The following is a 17,375-nucleotide window of genomic DNA, read 5'->3' as shown; positions in this document are numbered from 1 at the left end:
CGCGACTGATCGCGGCAACGGGCCTTTCCTGTCGGCGAGTTGCGCGGCTACGTCAGTTGGGCTGTCCGATCGGTCGTACGACGACGGTGTTGATGTCGACGCCGGCGGGCTGCCTGATCGACCACAGGATCGTGTCGGCGATCTGGTCGGCGGTGAGGAGATGACCGGCCGGCAGACTGCCGTTGCCGTCCCAGAACGGGGTCTCCACCCGGCCCGGGGCGACCAGGGTCACCCCGATGCCGAACTCCGTGACCTGGCGCCGGGTGTTCTCGGCGAGACCGGTCATCGCCCACTTGGTCGCGCCGTAGATGTTCCCCGGCGTGTGCACGAAGCCGGCGACGCTGCCGATCAGCACGATCCGGCCGTGTGTCTGCTTCAGCGCGTCGACGGACGCCCGGATGAGCAGGGCGGGACCGAGGACGTTGGTCAGCACCATCTCGGTCCACCCCTCCGGGTCGCCGTCGGCCACCGCGTCGTGGGTGGCGACCCCGGCGTTGGCGACGACCGCGTCCAGCCGCCCGAACCGTTTGAGTGTCGTCTCCACGGCGGCCTGCACCTCGACGTACTCGGCGGCACTGCCGGGGATCGTCAACAGGCCCTCGGGGTGGCCAAGTTGGGCGGAGAAGGCGAACAGCCGCTGCTCGCTGCGGCCGGTGACGGCCACCCGGCCCCCGGCACCGAGGAGTTGGCGGGCGACGGCGGCGCCGATCCCGCTGCCGCCGCCGGTTATGAGCGCGACGTGAGAGTTGTCGTTCATGATGATGGGCCCCCGTGGGTCGGTGAACTCCGCACAATTGGAGGTGCAGTTCATCATCTCGAGCACTCTCGAAGTCAAGCCGCCGAGATCACAGGCCCTTGTCGCCCGTCCGCACCGCCCTGTGCACGGTGTGCGCGGCGAGCACGAACACATCGGCGCGCCGGTGCACACTCGCCGCGTCGTCGGGGTCGACGAGCCGGTCGAGGGTGGCCCGGTCGTCGGCGTCCAGGGCCTCGCCGTAGATGTCACGGACGCGGGTCAGCCAGGTCGCGACATAGGCGCGGACGCGGTCCGGGGCCGGAGCGGGCAGGTCGAGGAGGAAGCTGCGGCTGCCGGTGTGCTTCAGGCCGGCCGAGGTCAGGAGGGCGGGCCAGTCCTCGGTCTCGGTGACGGCGCCGGGGAGGTCGGCGCGCATCTGCGCGAACCACTCGGCCTCGATCGCGTCGATCCGCGCCTCGAGGCCCGGGCGGCCGATACCGAAGTCGCGCGGCAGGAACCGGTACGGCAGTCCGCCCTCCATGATGGCGAGGGTGCCGCCGGGCGCGAGCCGCTCCGCGAACGCGGCGAGACCGGCGCGCTGGTCACCGAGGTGGTGCAGGCTGCGGCTGGCCCACAGCAGGTCGGCCGGGTACTCCAACTCGGCCAGCACCTCGGGCAGTTCACCGGCCAGCGTGCCGAACCGGTCACCGAAGCCCTGTCGGTCGGCACGGGCGCGGGCCCGCTCCAGGAGCGGCCGGGAACCGTCCACCGCGACGACCCGGGCACCCGGGAACGTCTCCGCGAACAGACAGGCGACCACACCGGGCCCGCTGCCCACGTCGACGATCAGCCCCGGATCGGTCCGCTCCTTCGCGAGCCACGCCATCGCCCGCTCGTACAGCGGCGCGAACAGCTCCGCCTGGGTCTCCAGCAGCGGGCCCATGACGGCCCAGTCGATGTCGGTGTGGTCGTGGTGGTGGGCGGGCTTCCCGTCGTGATGAGTGTGCTTCGCATCGTGGTGGGCGTGCTTCTCGTCGTGCTCGTGCGCCATGGTGGTCAGCCTCTCGTCCGCGTGCGGCCAGCCTGCGCCGACGCACCGTTCGACGGCCACTCACCTTGCCGAAGCGGCAAAAAATGAGGTGCGGCGAAGGGCGTCGGTCGCCGACCATGCCCGCATGGACGACGTGATGGTGGAACGCTTTCTCGAAGACGGGTTCGTGAAGATCGAGGACGCCTTCCCGCCGCGCGTCGCCGCGGACTGCGCGCGGCTGTTGTGGCGGGAGACGGGCTACGACGCGGAGGACCCCGGCACGTGGAAGGATCCCGTGGTGTGGGTGCCGGGCATGGGACAGGGCCCGTTCGCCGCGGCCGCCAACTCCCCCGCACTGCACGACGCGTTCGACCTCCTGGTCGGCGAGGGGCGCTGGGCGACCCGCTACGGCCTGGGCGCCTTCCCGCTGCGCTTCCCGCACGAGGACGAACCCGACGACGCGGGCTGGCACATCGACGGGAGCTACACCCCCGAGGGCGAGACCTGGCCGTTCGCCAATCTCCGCTCGCGGGACCGGGCGCTGTTGATGCTGTTCCTGTTCACCGAGGTGACCGAGGAGAACGCCCCGACCCGCATCCGCGTCGGCTCCCACCTCGATGTGCCGCCGCTCCTGGAGCCGTACGGCGAGGCGGGGGTGTCCGGTCTGGAGATCGGCCCTCACTTGGCCAAGGCCACCGCCCACCGCCCGCTCGCGTACGCCACCGGCAGCCCCGGTGACGTGTACCTGTGCCACCCCTTCCTGGTCCACGCGGCCCAGCCGAACCACGGCACGAGGCCCCGCTTCCTGGCGCAGCCGCCGCTGGATCCGGCGGTCCCGTTCGAGCTGGACCGCCCCGACGGCGACTACTCGGCGGTGGAGTTCGCGATCCGCCGGGGTCTGTCCGGCGAGGGCTGACCCCCACGCCCTCAAGGGGGCGCGGGGGCGCGGGAGGCGTATGCCATGTGCGATGCGGTATCCGATTACTGTCGGCGCTTTCTGTAGACGCCTTCTGGATCCGATCTACAGCGGCGGGTACGCGTTCGCCATCAGTTGCTGGAACTGTGCCGAGAACCAGTGCCCGGACAGCGGGGCGTTCGCCAAGGCACCCGACATGTTGTTGCCGTTGCGCGCGTTGCCCGTGTACGTCGGGTCGCACATGCGGTCGAAGCCCTTGCCCTCGTCGTTGGCGATGGCGGTGCTGGAGCCGTCGGACTCACCCGGCGGCTTCATCCACACGTAGGCGTCGATCCCGGTCGCGGGTGCGGCCTGCGGGCGCTCGCCCAGGCCGGCTCCGGACTGGTTGCACCAGTTGCCGACCTGGATACGACGGTCGTAGCGGCCACCGTCGACATACGTGTCCACACTGGTGGTCGCGCCCGGACCGGTGGGCCGGGCCGACCCGCCCCAGCCGTTCCTCGACGTGTCGATCAGCATGCCGATACCGGAGTTGAAGCCCACCGACACCAACTGGCTGCGGAACGCCTGGGCGTACGACAGCTCGTCGACGTAGCGGTTCCAGTCGACCCACTTGGACTGGCGCACGGAGACACCGTTCACGCTGTCGTTGATGGTGAAGTTGTTCTCCTTCAGGGCGCTGTAGTTGGCGGTGTTGGTGATGAAGCCGGCCACGTCGTTGACGGTCGCGCCCTCGGCGTTGGCGGCCTGGTAGAAGAGGTTCGCGGAGGGGGCGAAGTTGTCGTCCCAGCCGAGCCAGCCGTGGTGTCCGGCGTCGATGTAGTTGTAGACGTTGGGGATCGCGCCGAGCTTGTTCAGCGCGTAGCCGACGCCCTTCACGTAGTTGCCGTTGGCGAGCATCGTGTCGCACTGCGGGGTGGCGGTGGCCTTGCTGCCGGTGTTGGTCACGAGGTTGGGCAGCGAGTCGATCTCGATCGTGGTGACGATCCGCAGCGAGCTGTACTTGGTGTCGGCGAGGATCGCGGCGATCGGGTCGATGAACTCGGTCTCGTAGCGCCCGATTTCGGTCGGGCCGAGCTCTCCGTTCGAGGCGAGGGCCGCGCAGTCGCGTCCGGGCAGGTCGTAGACAACGAGTTGGACGACCTCCTGGCCGGTGCCCTTCTGGGCGAGCGCCGCGTCGAGGTGGGCACGCAGGCCCATCCCGCCGTTCACGCCGTTGATGGCGGCGATGCGGTCGAGCCAGACGCCGGTGGGCTGACTGGAGATCCGGCTGCCACCGGTCTCGGCGGCGGCCTTCGCGGACCACTCCGGGTTCACGTACACCTTGGCGCCCGCGTACGGGTTGTCGACCCGCGTACCGGGATCGGTGCCGCCACCGCCTCCCCCGCCGCTGCCGTCGTCGACGTTGCAGGTCACGCCGTCGAGGGTGAAGGTCGTCGGGAGCGCGTTGGTGCCGCTGTAGGAGGCGTTGAAGCCGAAGCTGACCGAACTCCCGGTCGCCAGGCTCCCGTTGTAGGTCTCGTTGGCCGCCGTGACGGCGGTCCCGCTCTGACTGATCTTCGCGTTCCAGCCGCTGGTGACCTTCTGATTGCCGGCGTACGACCACTTCACGGCCCAACTCGACTTGGCGGCCGAGTTGTTGGTGACCGTGACGGCGGCGGTGAAGCCGGTGTCCCACTGGTTCTGCACCTTGTAGTCGACGCTGCACGGGATAGCGGCGATGCCGACGTCCGCCGAGGGAGCGGCGGCGACCGCCGTCCCCGAGGCCCCGGCGACGAGCACCAAGGCAGCGAGCAACGCTGTTCTGGTACGGCTCATGAGTACGGGTTTCCTTGTCTGCTCAGGCAGTTGGATGCGGGTGCTGCGGTGTGCGCTGTTCGATGTGTGATGCGCGATGTGCGCAGTCGGTGTGCGGGGCGCCTATCCGTTGAGGGCGCGCAGATGGTCGCGCAGCCCGATGCCGTACGCCGTGGGCGTACCGGCGTAGTCGGAGATCAGTGACGGACCCGCGGAACAGTCCCAGGTGTTCCAGGTCCAGCCGAGATACGAGAGCCCGCGGTCGTCGAACCACTTCATGACCTGGTCGACGAAGGCGTGCGAGCAGGTGTTCTCGCCGATCTCCCCTGCCACCAGCGGCACTTGGGCCGCGACGGGGGCGAGTGTGGAGTTCCAGCAGCTCTCGCTCGCGCAGGTGTTGAAGTTGTACACGTGGTACGCGGCGACGAGATTGCCGGTCGGGTCGGTGGGCCTGTAGGCCAGCCACTGGCTCAGGTCGTTCGAGTAGGCGAGCCCGCCGGTAATAATCACGTTCGTGGCGCCGGTCGACCGTACGGCGTCGACGAGATCCTGCATACCGGCGACTTCGTACCCGATGCCGGGACAGGTGCCGCCGTCGCGCCAGCACTGCCACGCCTGGGTGGTCGTGGAGGTGGCACGGTCCGGATACGGCTCGTTGAACAGGTCGAACGCGACGGCCTGGTCGCCCTTGAAGGTGCTGGCGACCGAGGACCAGAACGACGGGGTGTACTGCGCGTCGGGCATCGGTTTCTGGCAGGTGGCGTGCACGTCGGAGCAGCCCGCCGAGTTGCCGGTGTACTGGCCGTAGGTCCAGTGCAGTTCGACGATCGGTGTCATGCCGTGCGCCTCGACCTTCGCCACCAGGTCCTTGACGGCGGCGATGTAGTTGGCGCCCGCGTACTCGGGCTTGATGTTCGAAAGGCCCAGCCAGCACTCCTCGTTGAGCGGAATGCGGACCACGTTCGCCTTCCAGTCGGCGATCGCCGCGACCGCCGCGTCGTCCACCGGACCGTCCCAGATGCCGTAGCCCTGCACGCACATGAACTCGCCGCCGGACCGATTGACGCCGAGCAGACGGCGGTTGGTGCCGCCGGCGTCCACGAGCTTGTTCCCGGAGACGTGCAGTGCGGGCGCGGTGCCGCTCGGCGGCGGTGAGGTCGGAGGCGGCGACGTCGGCGGTGTCGGCTCCGCATCGACGTTGCAGGTCGTGCCGTTGAGCTTGAACGCGGACGGTACGGCGTTGCTCCCCGACCAGGTGGCGAGGAATCCGGCGCTCACGCTCGCGCCGGTGCCGAGCGAGCCGTTCCAGCTCTCGTTGGCCGCGGTGACCGTGGTGGCGGACTGGGACCACTTGGCGTTCCAGCCCTGGGTGACCTTCTGGCCGCTGGCGAAGTCGAAGCTCAGGCTCCAACTGCTCACCGGAGCCGTGTTGTTGGTGATCTGCACTGCGCCTTGGAATCCGGTGTCCCACTGGCTGGTGACCGAGTACGTCACCGTGCACGCGGGGGTGGCACCGGACGCCGTGACCACCGGTACGACCATCGCCCCGACAAGGGCGGTCGCGCCGGCCACGGCTAAAAGGATTGAACGCGGGGGGTGTCGCATGAGCGACTCCTTGCAGTTCGGGCGCCTTCACGGACGCATCGACTGACGGAATCGCTCCCACTGGTGTCCAGGAAGGTAGCGCCAAGTGACGGTAAAGGACAGGGGAGTCACAGAGTTTCGCTGACTTTCCCTCAACCCACGCCTGTCGAATCTTTTCGACTGCGTAAGCACCTTGACGGCTCCCACCCCCGTCCTCACGATGGGAGCGCTCCCACTGGTTCAAGGCTTGTTGCTGCTCCGCCCCCACCCCTCCGAGCCGCAAGGAGGAACCAGCACATGCACCCCAGAAGGAGACGCCGTTTGACACGGCGACTGTGGACCGCTGTCGTGGCGGCCCTCGCACTTCCCGTCTCGATGCTCGCGACGGGTACAACTCCCGCTCAGGCGGCGACAGTTCAGTGCAGCGTGGACTACAAGACCAACGACTGGGGCTCCGGCTTCACCGCGGATCTGACCCTCACCAACCGGGGTACGGACGCGATCAACGGCTGGACCCTGACCTATGCCTACACGGGCAACCAGAAGCTCAGCAACGGCTGGAACGGCACCTGGTCGCAGTCCGGCAGCGCCGTCACGGTGACGAACGCGTCCTACAACGGGACGATCGCCGCGGGCGCCGCCGTCTCGACCGGCGCGCAGTTCGGCTACAGCGGTACGAACACCGCGCCCACCTCGTTCGCGATCAACGGCACCACCTGCGTCGGCGCGCATCAGCCGCCGATCACCGTGCTGACCAGCCCGAGCGCGGGCGCGATCTACACGCAGGGGGCCGCGGTCCCGCTCGCGGCGACCGCGGCGGCGGCCGACAACGCGACGATCGGCAAAGTCGAGTTCTACGACGACACCACACTGCTCGGCACGGACACGACCTCGCCGTACTCGCTCTCGACTTCCAGCTTGCCCGTGGGCAGTCATTCGCTGGTCGCGAAGGCGTACGACAGCCTGGGCGCCTCCGGTACGTCCACACCGGTCGGCATCACGGTCGCCTCGGGACCGGCGATCGTTGCCTCGCCGACCCAACTGGGTGTCCAGCAGGGGAAGTCGGGCACCTACGCGGTGTCGCTGTCCTCGCAACCGGCGTCGAACGTGACCGTGACGACAGCTCGCGCGAGCGGCAACACGGGGTTGTCGGTCACCGGCGGCGCGTCGCTCACCTTCACGCCGTCGAACTGGAACACCCCGCAGACGGTGACCCTCACAGCCGACGCGTCCGGTACCGGTTCGGCGTCCTTCGAGTCGACGGCGACGGGGTTCACCAAGGCGACGGTCACCGTGACGGAGCTGGCGGCGGCGAACGCGTACGACGCCCGCTTCCTGGATCTCTACGGGAAGATCACCAACCCGGCGAACGGCTACTTCTCACCCCAGGGTGTCCCCTACCACTCGGTGGAAACCTTGATCGTCGAGGCGCCGGACCAGGGGCACGAGACGACGTCGGAGGCGTACAGCTATCTGCTGTGGCTCCAGGCGATGTACGGCAAGGTGACGGGCGAGTGGTCGAAGTTCAACGGCGCCTGGGCTCTCATGGAGAAGTACATGATCCCGACCCACGCCGACCAGCCGACCAACTCCTTCTACAACGCCTCGAAGCCGGCGACGTACGCGCCCGAGCTGGACACCCCGAACGAGTATCCGGCGAAGCTCGACACCTCGGTGCCGGTGGGATCGGATCCGATCGCCGCTGAACTGAAGACCGCGTACGGTACGGACGATGTCTACGGTATGCACTGGCTGGAGGACGTCGACAACACCTACGGCTACGGCGACACGCCGGGCGGCGGGTGCGAGGCGGGGCCGACGGCGAGCGGGCCGTCGTACATCAACACCTTCCAGCGCGGACCGCAGGAGTCGGTCTGGGAGACGGTGCCGCAGCCGACCTGCGACGCCTTCAAGTACGGCGGAACGAACGGGTACTTGGATCTCTTCACCGGTGACTCCTCGTACGCCAAGCAGTGGAAGTACACCGATGCTCCGGACGCCGACGCGCGGGCCGTACAGGCCGCGTACTGGGCCGACGTGTGGGCCAAGGGGCAGGGCAAGGGCGGTGACGTCTCCACGACCGTCGGCAAGGCGGCCAAGATGGGCGACTATCTGCGCTACGCCATGTACGACAAGTACTTCAAGAAGATCGGCAACTGCGTCGGACCGTCCACCTGCCCGGCCGGGACCGGCAAGGACGCCTCGGACTATCTGCTGTCCTGGTACTACGCGTGGGGCGGCGCGAACGACACCAGCGCGGGCTGGGCGTGGCGCATCGGGTCCAGCCATGTGCACGGGGGCTACCAAAACCCCTTGGCCGCCTACGCGTTGAGCTCGTACGCCGATCTGAAGCCCAAGTCCACGACGGGCGCGGCGGATTGGGGTACCTCGCTGTCCCGGCAGTTGGAGTTCTACCGGTGGCTGCAGTCGAGCGAGGGTGCCATCGCCGGTGGGGCGACGAACAGTTGGCAGGGGCGGTACGCGAGCCCGCCGGCCGGGACGTCGACGTTCTACGGCATGTACTACGACCAGCAGCCCGTCTACCACGACCCGCCGTCCAACCAGTGGTTCGGCTTCCAGGCGTGGTCGATGGAGCGGGTGGCCGAGTACTACCAGCAGACGGGGAACGCGAGCGCGAAGGCGGTTCTCGACAAGTGGGTGGCGTGGGCGCTGTCCAAGACCACGGTCAATCCGGACGGCACGTATCTGATCCCCTCGACGCTGCAGTGGTCGGGGCAGCCCGACACCTGGAACGCGTCAAGTCCCGGTGCAAATACGGGACTTCATGTCACCGTCGCCGACTACACCAATGATGTGGGTGTGGCCGCCGCGTATGCCAAGACGTTGACGTACTACGCCGCGAAGTCCGGTTCCGCTGCGGCGAAGACGACGGCGAAGGCTCTGCTCGACGGTATGTGGGACCACTACCAGGACAGTCTGGGCATCGCTGTTCCGGAGACCCGCGCGGACTACAACCGGTTCGACGACAGTGTGTACGTGCCGAGTGGGTGGAGCGGAACGATGCCGAACGGGGACGCGGTCAACTCCGCTTCTACGTTCGCCTCGTTGAGGTCCTTCTACAAGAACGATCCGGCGTGGTCGAAGATCCAGAGCTATCTGGCGGGCGGGGCCGCGCCTGTCTTCACGTATCACCGGTTCTGGGCCCAGGCGGACATCGCCTTGGCCATGGGGTCGTACGCGGAGCTTCTCGAATAGCCCCCGCGAGGCGCTCCGTGGGTCGGGCGGATTTCTGGCTGCCGGTCCGTTGTGGCTGGTCGCGCAGTTCCCCGCGCCCCTGAAGGGGCGCTGCGGCCGCCCGAGTTCCCACGGAACCGCTTCGAAGCTCCGCGTGCGTGGCTCCGTCACCTGACGGCGGGGCCTACCCGCCGGGCGGCCCCCACCCGCACTGGGGGTCGCCCGGCACTCGTGCCTTGCTCCTCCCTCGGAGAGGAACCCACTGTGCGAAGAACCCGAATTCTCCTGGCCGTTCTGGCACTCGCGGCCGGCTTGCTTGCGGGCGCACCGTCCGCTCTCGCCGCCGACACCCCAAGCGTCGCTCTCGCGGCCGACACCTACACCTGGCACAACGCCCGGATCGACGGCGGCGGGTTCGTGCCCGGCATCGTCTTCAACCGGAAGGAGAAGAACCTCGCCTACGCCCGTACCGACATCGGCGGTGCCTACCGGTGGCAGGAGGCGACGAAGACGTGGACGCCGTTGCTGGACTCGGTCGGGTGGGACGAGTGGGGGCACACCGGGGTGGTGAGTCTCGCGTCCGACTCAGTCGATCCGAACAAGGTGTACGCGGCTGTCGGTACGTACACGAACAGTTGGGATCCCACGAACGGGGCCGTGCTCAGGTCGGGTGACCGGGGCGCGAGTTGGCAGAAGACCGATCTGCCGTTCAAGCTCGGCGGGAACATGCCGGGGCGCGGCATGGGCGAGCGGCTGGCCGTCGATCCCAACAAGGACAGCGTGCTGTATCTGGGCGCGCCCAGCGGCAAGGGGCTGTGGCGGTCCACGGACTCCGGGGTCACCTGGGCGCAGGTGACGAACTTCCCCAACGTCGGGAACTACGTGCAGGATCCGACCGACACGAGCGGCTACGGCAACGACAACCAGGGCATCGTGTGGGTCACCTTCGACGAGTCGACGGGGACGTCCGGCAGCGCGACGAAGACGATCTATGTCGGTGTCGCCGACCAGGCCAACGCCGTGTACCGGTCGACGGACGCGGGCGCGACCTGGAGCCGGGTGGCCGGGCAGCCGACCGGGTATCTGGCGCACAAGGGTGTACTGGATGCGGTCAACGGTTATCTGTACATCGCATACAGCGACAAGGGCGGGCCGTACGACGGCGGCAAGGGGCAGGTGTGGCGGTACGCGACCGCGACCGGCACATGGACGAACATCAGCCCGGTCGCGGAGGCCGACACCTACTACGGCTTCAGCGGGCTGACCGTCGACCGGCAGCATCCCGGGACCGTGATGGCGACGGCCTACAGCTCCTGGTGGCCGGACACGCAGATCTTCCGCTCCACGGACAGCGGCGGCACCTGGACGAAGTCCTGGGACTACACGTCGTATCCCAACCGGTCGAACCGCTACACGATCGACGTGTCCTCGTCGCCCTGGTTGACCTTCGGGGCGAATCCGTCGCCGCCCGAACAGGCCCCGAAACTCGGCTGGATGACCGAGTCGCTGGAGATCGACCCGTTCGACTCGAACCGCATGATGTACGGGACCGGAGCGACGCTGTACGGCACGGAGAACCTGACCAACTGGGACAGTGGCGGCCAGTTCACCGTGAAGCCGATGGTGCAGGGGCTGGAGGAGACGGCCGTCAACGACCTCGCCGCTCCCCCGTCCGGCGGGGCCCAACTCCTCAGCGCGCTCGGCGACATCGGCGGGTTCCGGCACACGGATCTGACCAAGGTCCCGTCGATGATGTTCACTTCGCCGAACTTCACGACGACCACGAGCCTCGACTTCGCGGAGACCAACCCGAACACGGTGGTGCGGGTCGGCAATGTGGACTCGGGGCCGCACATCGCGTTCTCGACGGACAACGGCGCCAACTGGTTCGCCGGGACCGACCCTTCGGGTGTGAGCGGTGGGGGGACTGTGGCCGCGGCGGCCGACGGGAGTCGGTTCGTGTGGAGTCCGGCCGGTGCCGGAGTGCAGTACACGACGGGCTTCGGCTCGTCCTGGTCGGCGGCCGGCGGTATCCCGGCGGGTGCGATCGTCGAGGCGGACCGGGTCGACGCGAAGACCTTCTACGGCTTCAAGTCGGGGAAGTTCTACGTCAGTTCGGACGGCGGGGCGACCTTCACGGCGTCGGCGGCGACCGGACTGCCCAGCGGTGACAGCGTGCGCTTCAAGGCCCTGCCCGGCGCGAAGGGGGACGTCTGGCTGGCGGGCGGAGCGAGCGACGGGGCGTACGGGCTGTGGCATTCCACAGACGGCGGCGCCGGCTTCACCAGGCTCGCGAACGTCGACCAGGCCGACACCATCGGCTTCGGCAAGGCGGCGACCGGTGCCTCGTACCAGACGCTCTACACCAGCGCGAAGATCGGCGGCGTACGCGGCATCTTCCGCTCGACCGACAAGGGCGCGAGCTGGACGCGGATCAACGACGGTGCGCACCAGTGGGGTTGGACCGGTGCGGCGATCACCGGGGACCCGCGGGTGTACGGCCGGGTGTATGTGTCGACCAACGGGCGTGGCGTCGTCTACGGCGACTCGTCCGACGCCGGTGACGGTGGGGGCGGGGGTGGAGGCGGTACCGATCCGACGCCGCCCACGGGTGCCTGCACGGTCACGTACAGAATCACGAACCAGTGGACCGGTGGCTTCCAGGCCGACGTGCAACTGACGAACACCGGCTCAACCGCCTGGAGCGGGTGGGCACTTGGCTGGTCCTTCGCGGACGGGCAGCAGATCGGCCAGTTGTGGAACGCCGACTGGACCCAGTCGGGTGCGGCGGTGACGGCGAAGAACGTGAGCTGGAACGGGACGGTGGCGGCGGGTTCGTCGGTGGGGTTCGGGTTCACGGGGAGCTGGTCGGGGGTGAACACGAAGCCTGGCGCGTTCAAGGTCGGCGATCAGAGCTGCACGGTGGCCTGAGCGGAGCGGGTGGCTGCGCGCACCACGGCGCGCAGCCACCTGTCTCAAGGGAGGTGCTGTCAGGGGGTGTAGACAGTCGGCCGCGGTGCGGACGGCATACCGTCGCCGATGTAGAAGCTCGGGTGGGGCGGTTGGTTGTATGCAGTGTTCTGCCAGGCCAGAGCCGTGCGGTACTGGGGGTCGTGGAGCAGGGTCGTGATCCTGGTCGTCGTCTCGTACGGGGTCGAGTAGATCCGTAGCGCCGTGTTGTCCGTGGTGGGCCAGACGGCCTCCTCGCGCCAGTCGCCGAGGATGTCGCCGGACAGGGTCGGGGTCGCCTTGGTGCTGTTGTTGGAGTGGACGCCGGAGGCGGTCAGCAGGCGGGTGTCGGCGGTCGTGCCGTATTTGACGATGTGGGTGGCGTCGAGGAGTTCGCGCACCGGGTCGCCGTCCCACCAGGACAGGAAGTTGGTGCTGGAGGGCTTGCGGGTCGACACCACCGTGCCCTTGGGGTCGCGGACACCGCTCTCCGACGCCGACCAGGACTCGGCGCCGGCGCTGCCCGCCCAGATGTCCCCGGAGACGCCCCGGCCGTTGTCGCCGTTGGCCGGTGTGGACCAGATGATCGCGCCGGTCCTCGCGTCGGCCATCCACGAGGACGGTTTCGAGGAGTCCTCGTCGACCTTGAACTCCTCCAGGCCCGGGCGGGACGGGTCGAGGTCGCCGACGTGCAGGGCGTCACCGTGGCCGTTCTTGGTGGTCCACAGCCCGGAGCCGTTGTCGTCGACGGCCATCGAGCCGTAGACGATCTCGTCCTTGCCGTCCGCGTCGACGTCCGCGATGGCCAACTGGTGGTTGCCCTGGGCGTCGTAGCCCTTGCCGGTGTTGGTCGAGGAGTTGGTGTCGAAGATCCAGCGGCGGGTGAAGGCGCCGCCGCGCCAGTCCCAGGCGGCGATCACCGTGCGCGTGTAGTAGCCGCGCGCCATGACCAGGGAGGGACGGGAGCCGTCCAGGTAGGCGGTGCCGGCGAGGAATCGGTCGACGCGGTTGCCGTACGAGTCGCCCCAGGAGGAGACCGTGCCGCGTGCGGGGACGTAGTCGACGGTGCCCATCGCCTTGCCGGACTGGCCGTTGAACATGGTCAGGTACTCGGGGCCGGACAGTACGTAGCCGCTCGAATTGCGGTAGTCCGCCGCCGAGTTGCCGATGACCGTGCCGGTTCCGTCGACCGTGCCGTCGGCCGTCTTCATGGCGACCTCGGCCTTGCCGTCGCCGTCGTAGTCGTAGACCTGGAACTGTGTGTAGTGCGCGCCGGAGCGGATGTTGCGGCCCAGGTCGACGCGCCACAGGCGGGTGCCGTCGAGGGTGATGCCGTCGAGGATCGTGTCGCCCGTGTAGCCGGACTGGGAGTTGTCCTTGGCGTTCGTGGGCTGCCACTTGAGGACGAAGTCGAGCCGGCCGTCGCCGTCGAGGTCGCCCACGGAGGCGTCGTTGGCCTCGTAGGTGTAGGCGACTCCGTCGGGGGTCGTGCCGCCGGCGGGCGGGGTGATCGGGACGTCCTTGTAGCCGGTGCGGAACTGGATCGCGTGGACGGAGTCGGCCTGTTCGACGCCGCCGACGATCGCGCGGACCGTGTAGTCGGCCTGGGCGGGCGCGCCGGCGTGGAAATAGTTCGTGGAGCCGGTGATCGGGGCCGAGTTGACCTTCGTACCGGCGCGGTAGACGTTGAAGGAGACGGTGTCGGGATCGGTGCCGAGCCAGCGCCAGCCGACCAGGTTGCCGGTGTCCGTGTGGACGCTGACGACGCCCCGGTCGAGGGCCTCGACCTGGCGGGCGGTGGCCGCCTCGGCGGTCCCGCCGGTGGTGAGTCCGGCGAGGACCAGGGCGGCGACGGTGGTGAGGGCGGAGAGTACGGCCCTTCGTCTGCGGGGGTGGTGGTGGGGCGGGTTCGCCGACGCGGTCGCGTGGGGGTGGGGGTGGGGATGCGGGTGGGTGTGCCGGTGGGTGTGCGGGTGCGGGTAGCTCACGTGACGTACCTCCTGGGAGGACGGACGGGTTCCGTGCCCTCAGTCGCCGCTGTCCCTGAGCAAGTTGCCGTATCTTTCGGCCAGTTCGGCCACGGTGTGTGCGATGCGGTCGCGCAGTTCGGGCGGTGACAGGACCTCGATGTCCGTGCCGAGGCGCAGGAACTCGCCGTGCGCGTGCTCGACGGACTCGATCGGGACGGACATCAGGGTCCAACCGTCCCGCTCCGTCCGGCCGTTGACGGGCACCGCCCGGGCGAGCGTCGCGCCGGGTGCCAGCCGGACCAGCGCCTCGCCCCGGTACAGGCGGTCGTGGAAGTCGCGTTGGTGGGCGGTCCAGTACGCGGCGAGGTCGAAGCCGTCCGGACGCGTGAACTCCTCGGCGGAGTCGGAGTCACAGTCGGAGGTGGTGAGTTCGAGGATCTGGTCGACGCGGAAGGTACGCGGCCCGGGACCGGCGACGACATACCAGCGGCCCGCCTTCAGGACGAGCCCGTACGGCTCCAGCCGGCGCCGCACGTCCGTCGGCTCCCGCCAGCGGCGGTACATGGCATACAGCACACGGTTGTTCCATACCGCGTCGGCGACTGTATGCAGGAACGGTGTCTCGTCGGCGTCCGCGTACCAGCCCGGCGCGTCCAGGTGGAACCGGCCGCTGATCCGGTCCGCGTGCTCACGAAGCTCGGCCGGCAGGGCGGCGCGCACCTTCAGCTGGGCCGCGGCGAGGAACGGGCCGAGGCCCAGCTCGGCGGCCGGTCCGGGCACGCCGGCGAGGAACAGGGCCTCGGCCTCGTCCGTGGTGAGGCCGGTCAGGCGGGTCCGGTAGCCGTCGAGCAGGCGGTACCCGCCGGCGTGCCCCGCGTCGCCGTACAGCGGGACACCTGCCGTGCTCAGTGCTTCGACGTCCCGGTAGACCGTGCGGACCGAGACCTCCAGTGCCTCGGCGAGCTGGGCCGCGGTCATCCGGCCGCGGGTCTGGAGCAGAAGCAGGATCGAGACGAGTCGGCTGGACTTCACTGACACAGGATGTCAGTGAAGTGGTCCTAGCGTCCTGCCATGCCCTTCAAGGAAAAGCTGCTGACCGTGCCACCGCCGATCGAGGTGGCCGGACGGCACATCAAGCGCTACCACGTCACCGCCGACCCCGCCGGGATCGCGCCGGAGGTGGAGGCGGCGGCGTACGCGATCCTGCCGAAGCTGCTGCCGGAACCGGACGGTACTCCGCAGGCCACCTTCATCGTCCTGCACCGGGGCGGTGACGACGGCGCCTATCTCAACGCGTACAGCTGGGTGTGGGACAACGTCCTGCACTTCCGGGGCGCTTCGGCGGGCCAGCCCGTGCTCGGTTGCCCGGACCTGGACCCGACTCACTTCGTCACTCCCGACCTGCCGTGGATCGGCTGTGTCTGGGAGCTGCCGCCGATCCTGCACGAACGGGACGCCTGGGTACGGCATCTGCTCGCGCCCGAAGTGCCGGACCTGGACGCCTACTTGGCCGACTCCCTGCCCGCCGGAACCACTGGCGACCGCTCATGAGCAGCCCGCGCGACTTCGACTTCCTCCACGGCGAGTGGAAGGTCGTGAACCGTCGTCTCACCGACTTCCTCCGGCCCGACAGCGGCTGGGAGGAGTTCGAGGGCGCCAACCGCTGCCGGCCGCTCTTCGACGGTGCCGCGAACGTCGACGAGATCGACATGCCCCGACTGGGGTCGAAGGGGCTGACCCTGCGGCTCTTCGACCGGGAGACCGAACAGTGGTCCCTGCACTGGTCGTCGAGCCGCAGCGGAAAGCTGTTCCCGCCGGTGAGAGGCCGGTTCGAGGGTGACCGGGGCGAGTTCTACGGCGACGACACGCACGACGGGAAGGAGGTGCGGGTGCGGTACGTGTGGTCGGTGTTCACGGGGACCGGCGCCCGTTGGGAGCAGGCGTTCTCGGTGGACGACGGGGAGACCTGGGTGACCAACTGGACGATGGACTTCACCCGGCCGGCTTCCGCAACGCCAGGAGAGTGAACTCCGGGTCGGGGCGCCGGACTTCCTGGTCCGGCAGGGTGCCCAGTCGCTCGGCGAAGCTCTCGCTCAGCGTTTCGCCGGGCGGTAGTTGGGTGAACCAGCCACGGCGCAGGTCCGCGATCGTGCTGCGGGGGCTGCGGCCCTGGCCGTGACCCCGGAAGCGGGTCGTACCGGCCGGGTGGAGGCCGAACTCGGCTGCGTACGCGCGGACTTGGTCGGGGCTGTCCTGCGCCGGGCGGCGTGGACGGGGCGCGAGGACGGCGTCGATGTCGCTGCCCACGTCGTGGGCGGCGGCCTTGTCGACGGTGGTGATGTACACGCCGCCGGGTCGCAGTACCCGCGCGCACTCCGCGATGATCGCCCTGACGACCTCGGGGCCCTCGGCCAGGTGCAGCAGCCACACGGTGGTGACCGCGTCGAACACGCCGTCGGGGAAGGGGAGTCGACGGCTGTCCGCGAGGAGTACGGCGCCCGGCAGCCGCGCCGCCGCCCTGCGGGCCATGGCCGGTGCGGCGTCGAGGCCCGTCACGCGCAGACCGGGGCGGGCGGCTGCCAGGCGGCGGGTGACGATGCCCGTGCCGCAGGCCACGTCCAGCAGGCCGTGGGCGTCCGGCGGGACGAAGCCGAGTACCGCTTCGGCGGCTGCGGCGGCACGGGGCTCGCCGCCGCGTGTCGCGTCGTAGGCGTCGGCTTCCTTGTCGTAGTCGAGCACGCGCTGTCGTCCGGTCCCTTCTCTACGGGTCTCTACGGGTCTCTCTCCGCGGGTCTCTACCGATCCGGTCAGGACGCGCCATGTCCCGGTGCCAAGTCCTCGACTCTGTGGGCGAGTTGGAAGTCCAGCTCGGTGATCGCGCCGCCGACGCTGTGGGTGTTCACGGTGAGGGAGACGGTGTTGTAGCCGAGGGCCAGGTCGGAGTGGTGGTCGAGTTCCTCCTGGACCTGGGCGATGTGGACGACCATCGCGGTGGCCGCGAAGTGGGAACCGAGCCGGTAGGAACGGGCGAGACGGTCGGCGTCGACGGACCAGCCCGGGAGTTCCGTGAGGCGGTCCTCGATCTCCTGCTGCGACAGCGGTGCGACGGGCATGGCCTCGCTCCTTACTCGGGATCGGACTTGGGTGGGGCTTCGGTCGGACTTCGACAGGGCTTCGGTCGGGTCCTCTTCAGCGTGC

13 protein-coding genes are annotated in these 17,375 nt (G+C 69.0%); 5 read left to right on the top strand and 8 right to left on the bottom strand.

From position 1 onward, the window contains the following. Positions 1-52: 52 nt before the first annotated feature. Positions 53-757: an SDR family oxidoreductase gene (locus ACIRRY_RS01380; protein WP_403966453.1), complete on the bottom strand. Its 705-nt coding sequence runs from the start codon at positions 755-757 to the stop codon at positions 53-55. An 88-nt stretch (positions 758-845) separates the two neighbouring features. After that, positions 846-1,787 (bottom strand): methyltransferase, encoded by a 942-nt coding sequence (locus ACIRRY_RS01375; protein ID WP_403966450.1) that lies wholly within the window; start codon positions 1,785-1,787, stop codon positions 846-848. A 124-nt stretch (positions 1,788-1,911) separates the two neighbouring features. Between ACIRRY_RS01375 and ACIRRY_RS01370 the strand changes: the two genes are divergently transcribed. After that, the gene (locus ACIRRY_RS01370; RefSeq protein WP_403966447.1) at positions 1,912-2,682 is read left to right on the top strand and encodes a phytanoyl-CoA dioxygenase family protein; all 771 of its coding nucleotides are present in this window, start codon (positions 1,912-1,914) and stop codon (positions 2,680-2,682) included. Positions 2,683-2,787: 105 nt separating this feature from the next. On the opposite strand, the gene ACIRRY_RS01365 is transcribed toward ACIRRY_RS01370, so the two are convergent. Together ACIRRY_RS01365 and ACIRRY_RS01360 are read right to left on the bottom strand one after the other, a co-directional pair. Beyond that, positions 2,788-4,500 carry a glycoside hydrolase family 6 protein gene (locus tag ACIRRY_RS01365; RefSeq protein WP_403966444.1) on the bottom strand — a complete coding sequence of 571 codons (1,713 nt, stop codon included), beginning with the start codon at positions 4,498-4,500 and terminating at the stop codon, positions 2,788-2,790. A gap of 102 nt (positions 4,501-4,602) precedes the next feature. After that, a complete protein-coding gene (locus ACIRRY_RS01360; protein WP_403966441.1) occupies positions 4,603-6,084 on the bottom strand; it encodes a cellulase family glycosylhydrolase in 1,482 nt (493 codons plus the stop codon). 276 nt (positions 6,085-6,360) lie between these two features. Between ACIRRY_RS01360 and ACIRRY_RS01355 the strand changes: the two genes are divergently transcribed. Next, the gene (locus ACIRRY_RS01355; RefSeq protein WP_403966438.1) at positions 6,361-9,279 is read left to right on the top strand and encodes a glycoside hydrolase family 48 protein; all 2,919 of its coding nucleotides are present in this window, start codon (positions 6,361-6,363) and stop codon (positions 9,277-9,279) included. Between the two features lie 243 nt (positions 9,280-9,522). Continuing rightward, positions 9,523-12,189: a cellulose binding domain-containing protein gene (locus ACIRRY_RS01350; RefSeq protein ID WP_403966435.1), complete on the top strand. Its 2,667-nt coding sequence runs from the start codon at positions 9,523-9,525 to the stop codon at positions 12,187-12,189. Positions 12,190-12,248: 59 nt separating this feature from the next. Here the strand turns inward: ACIRRY_RS01350 and ACIRRY_RS01345 are convergent, their stop codons facing one another. After that, on the bottom strand, positions 12,249-14,195 hold the full coding sequence (locus ACIRRY_RS01345) for a rhamnogalacturonan lyase (protein ID WP_403966432.1): 1,947 nt from the start codon (positions 14,193-14,195) through the stop codon (positions 12,249-12,251). A gap of 39 nt (positions 14,196-14,234) precedes the next feature. Next, positions 14,235-15,209, bottom strand: coding sequence for a helix-turn-helix transcriptional regulator (locus ACIRRY_RS01340; protein WP_403966429.1), 975 nt, complete (start codon positions 15,207-15,209; stop codon positions 14,235-14,237). Between the two features lie 39 nt (positions 15,210-15,248). Here ACIRRY_RS01340 and ACIRRY_RS01335 point away from each other — a divergent pair, with 39 nt between their 5' ends. Beyond that, positions 15,249-15,728: a hypothetical protein gene (locus tag ACIRRY_RS01335; protein WP_403966426.1), complete on the top strand. Its 480-nt coding sequence runs from the start codon at positions 15,249-15,251 to the stop codon at positions 15,726-15,728. Continuing rightward, positions 15,725-16,204 (top strand): hypothetical protein, encoded by a 480-nt coding sequence (locus ACIRRY_RS01330; protein ID WP_403966423.1) that lies wholly within the window; start codon positions 15,725-15,727, stop codon positions 16,202-16,204. Before ACIRRY_RS01335 ends, ACIRRY_RS01330 begins: the two co-directional genes overlap by 4 nt. On the opposite strand, the gene ACIRRY_RS01325 is transcribed toward ACIRRY_RS01330, so the two are convergent. Both ACIRRY_RS01325 and ACIRRY_RS01320 read right to left on the bottom strand, forming a co-directional pair. Next, positions 16,170-16,916: a class I SAM-dependent methyltransferase gene (locus ACIRRY_RS01325; protein ID WP_403966420.1), complete on the bottom strand. Its 747-nt coding sequence runs from the start codon at positions 16,914-16,916 to the stop codon at positions 16,170-16,172. The genes ACIRRY_RS01330 and ACIRRY_RS01325 overlap by 35 nt on opposite strands. Before the next feature lie 68 nt (positions 16,917-16,984). Next, complete coding sequence (locus tag ACIRRY_RS01320) at positions 16,985-17,290, bottom strand: 4a-hydroxytetrahydrobiopterin dehydratase (protein WP_403966417.1); 306 nt, start codon at positions 17,288-17,290, stop codon at positions 16,985-16,987. Positions 17,291-17,375 lie beyond the last annotated feature (85 nt).

Source organism: Streptomyces sp. NPDC101776 (assembly GCF_044766845.1).
Classification (GTDB): Bacteria; Actinomycetota; Actinomycetes; order Streptomycetales; family Streptomycetaceae; genus Streptomyces.
This window is presented reverse-complemented; position numbering and strand designations above follow the sequence as displayed.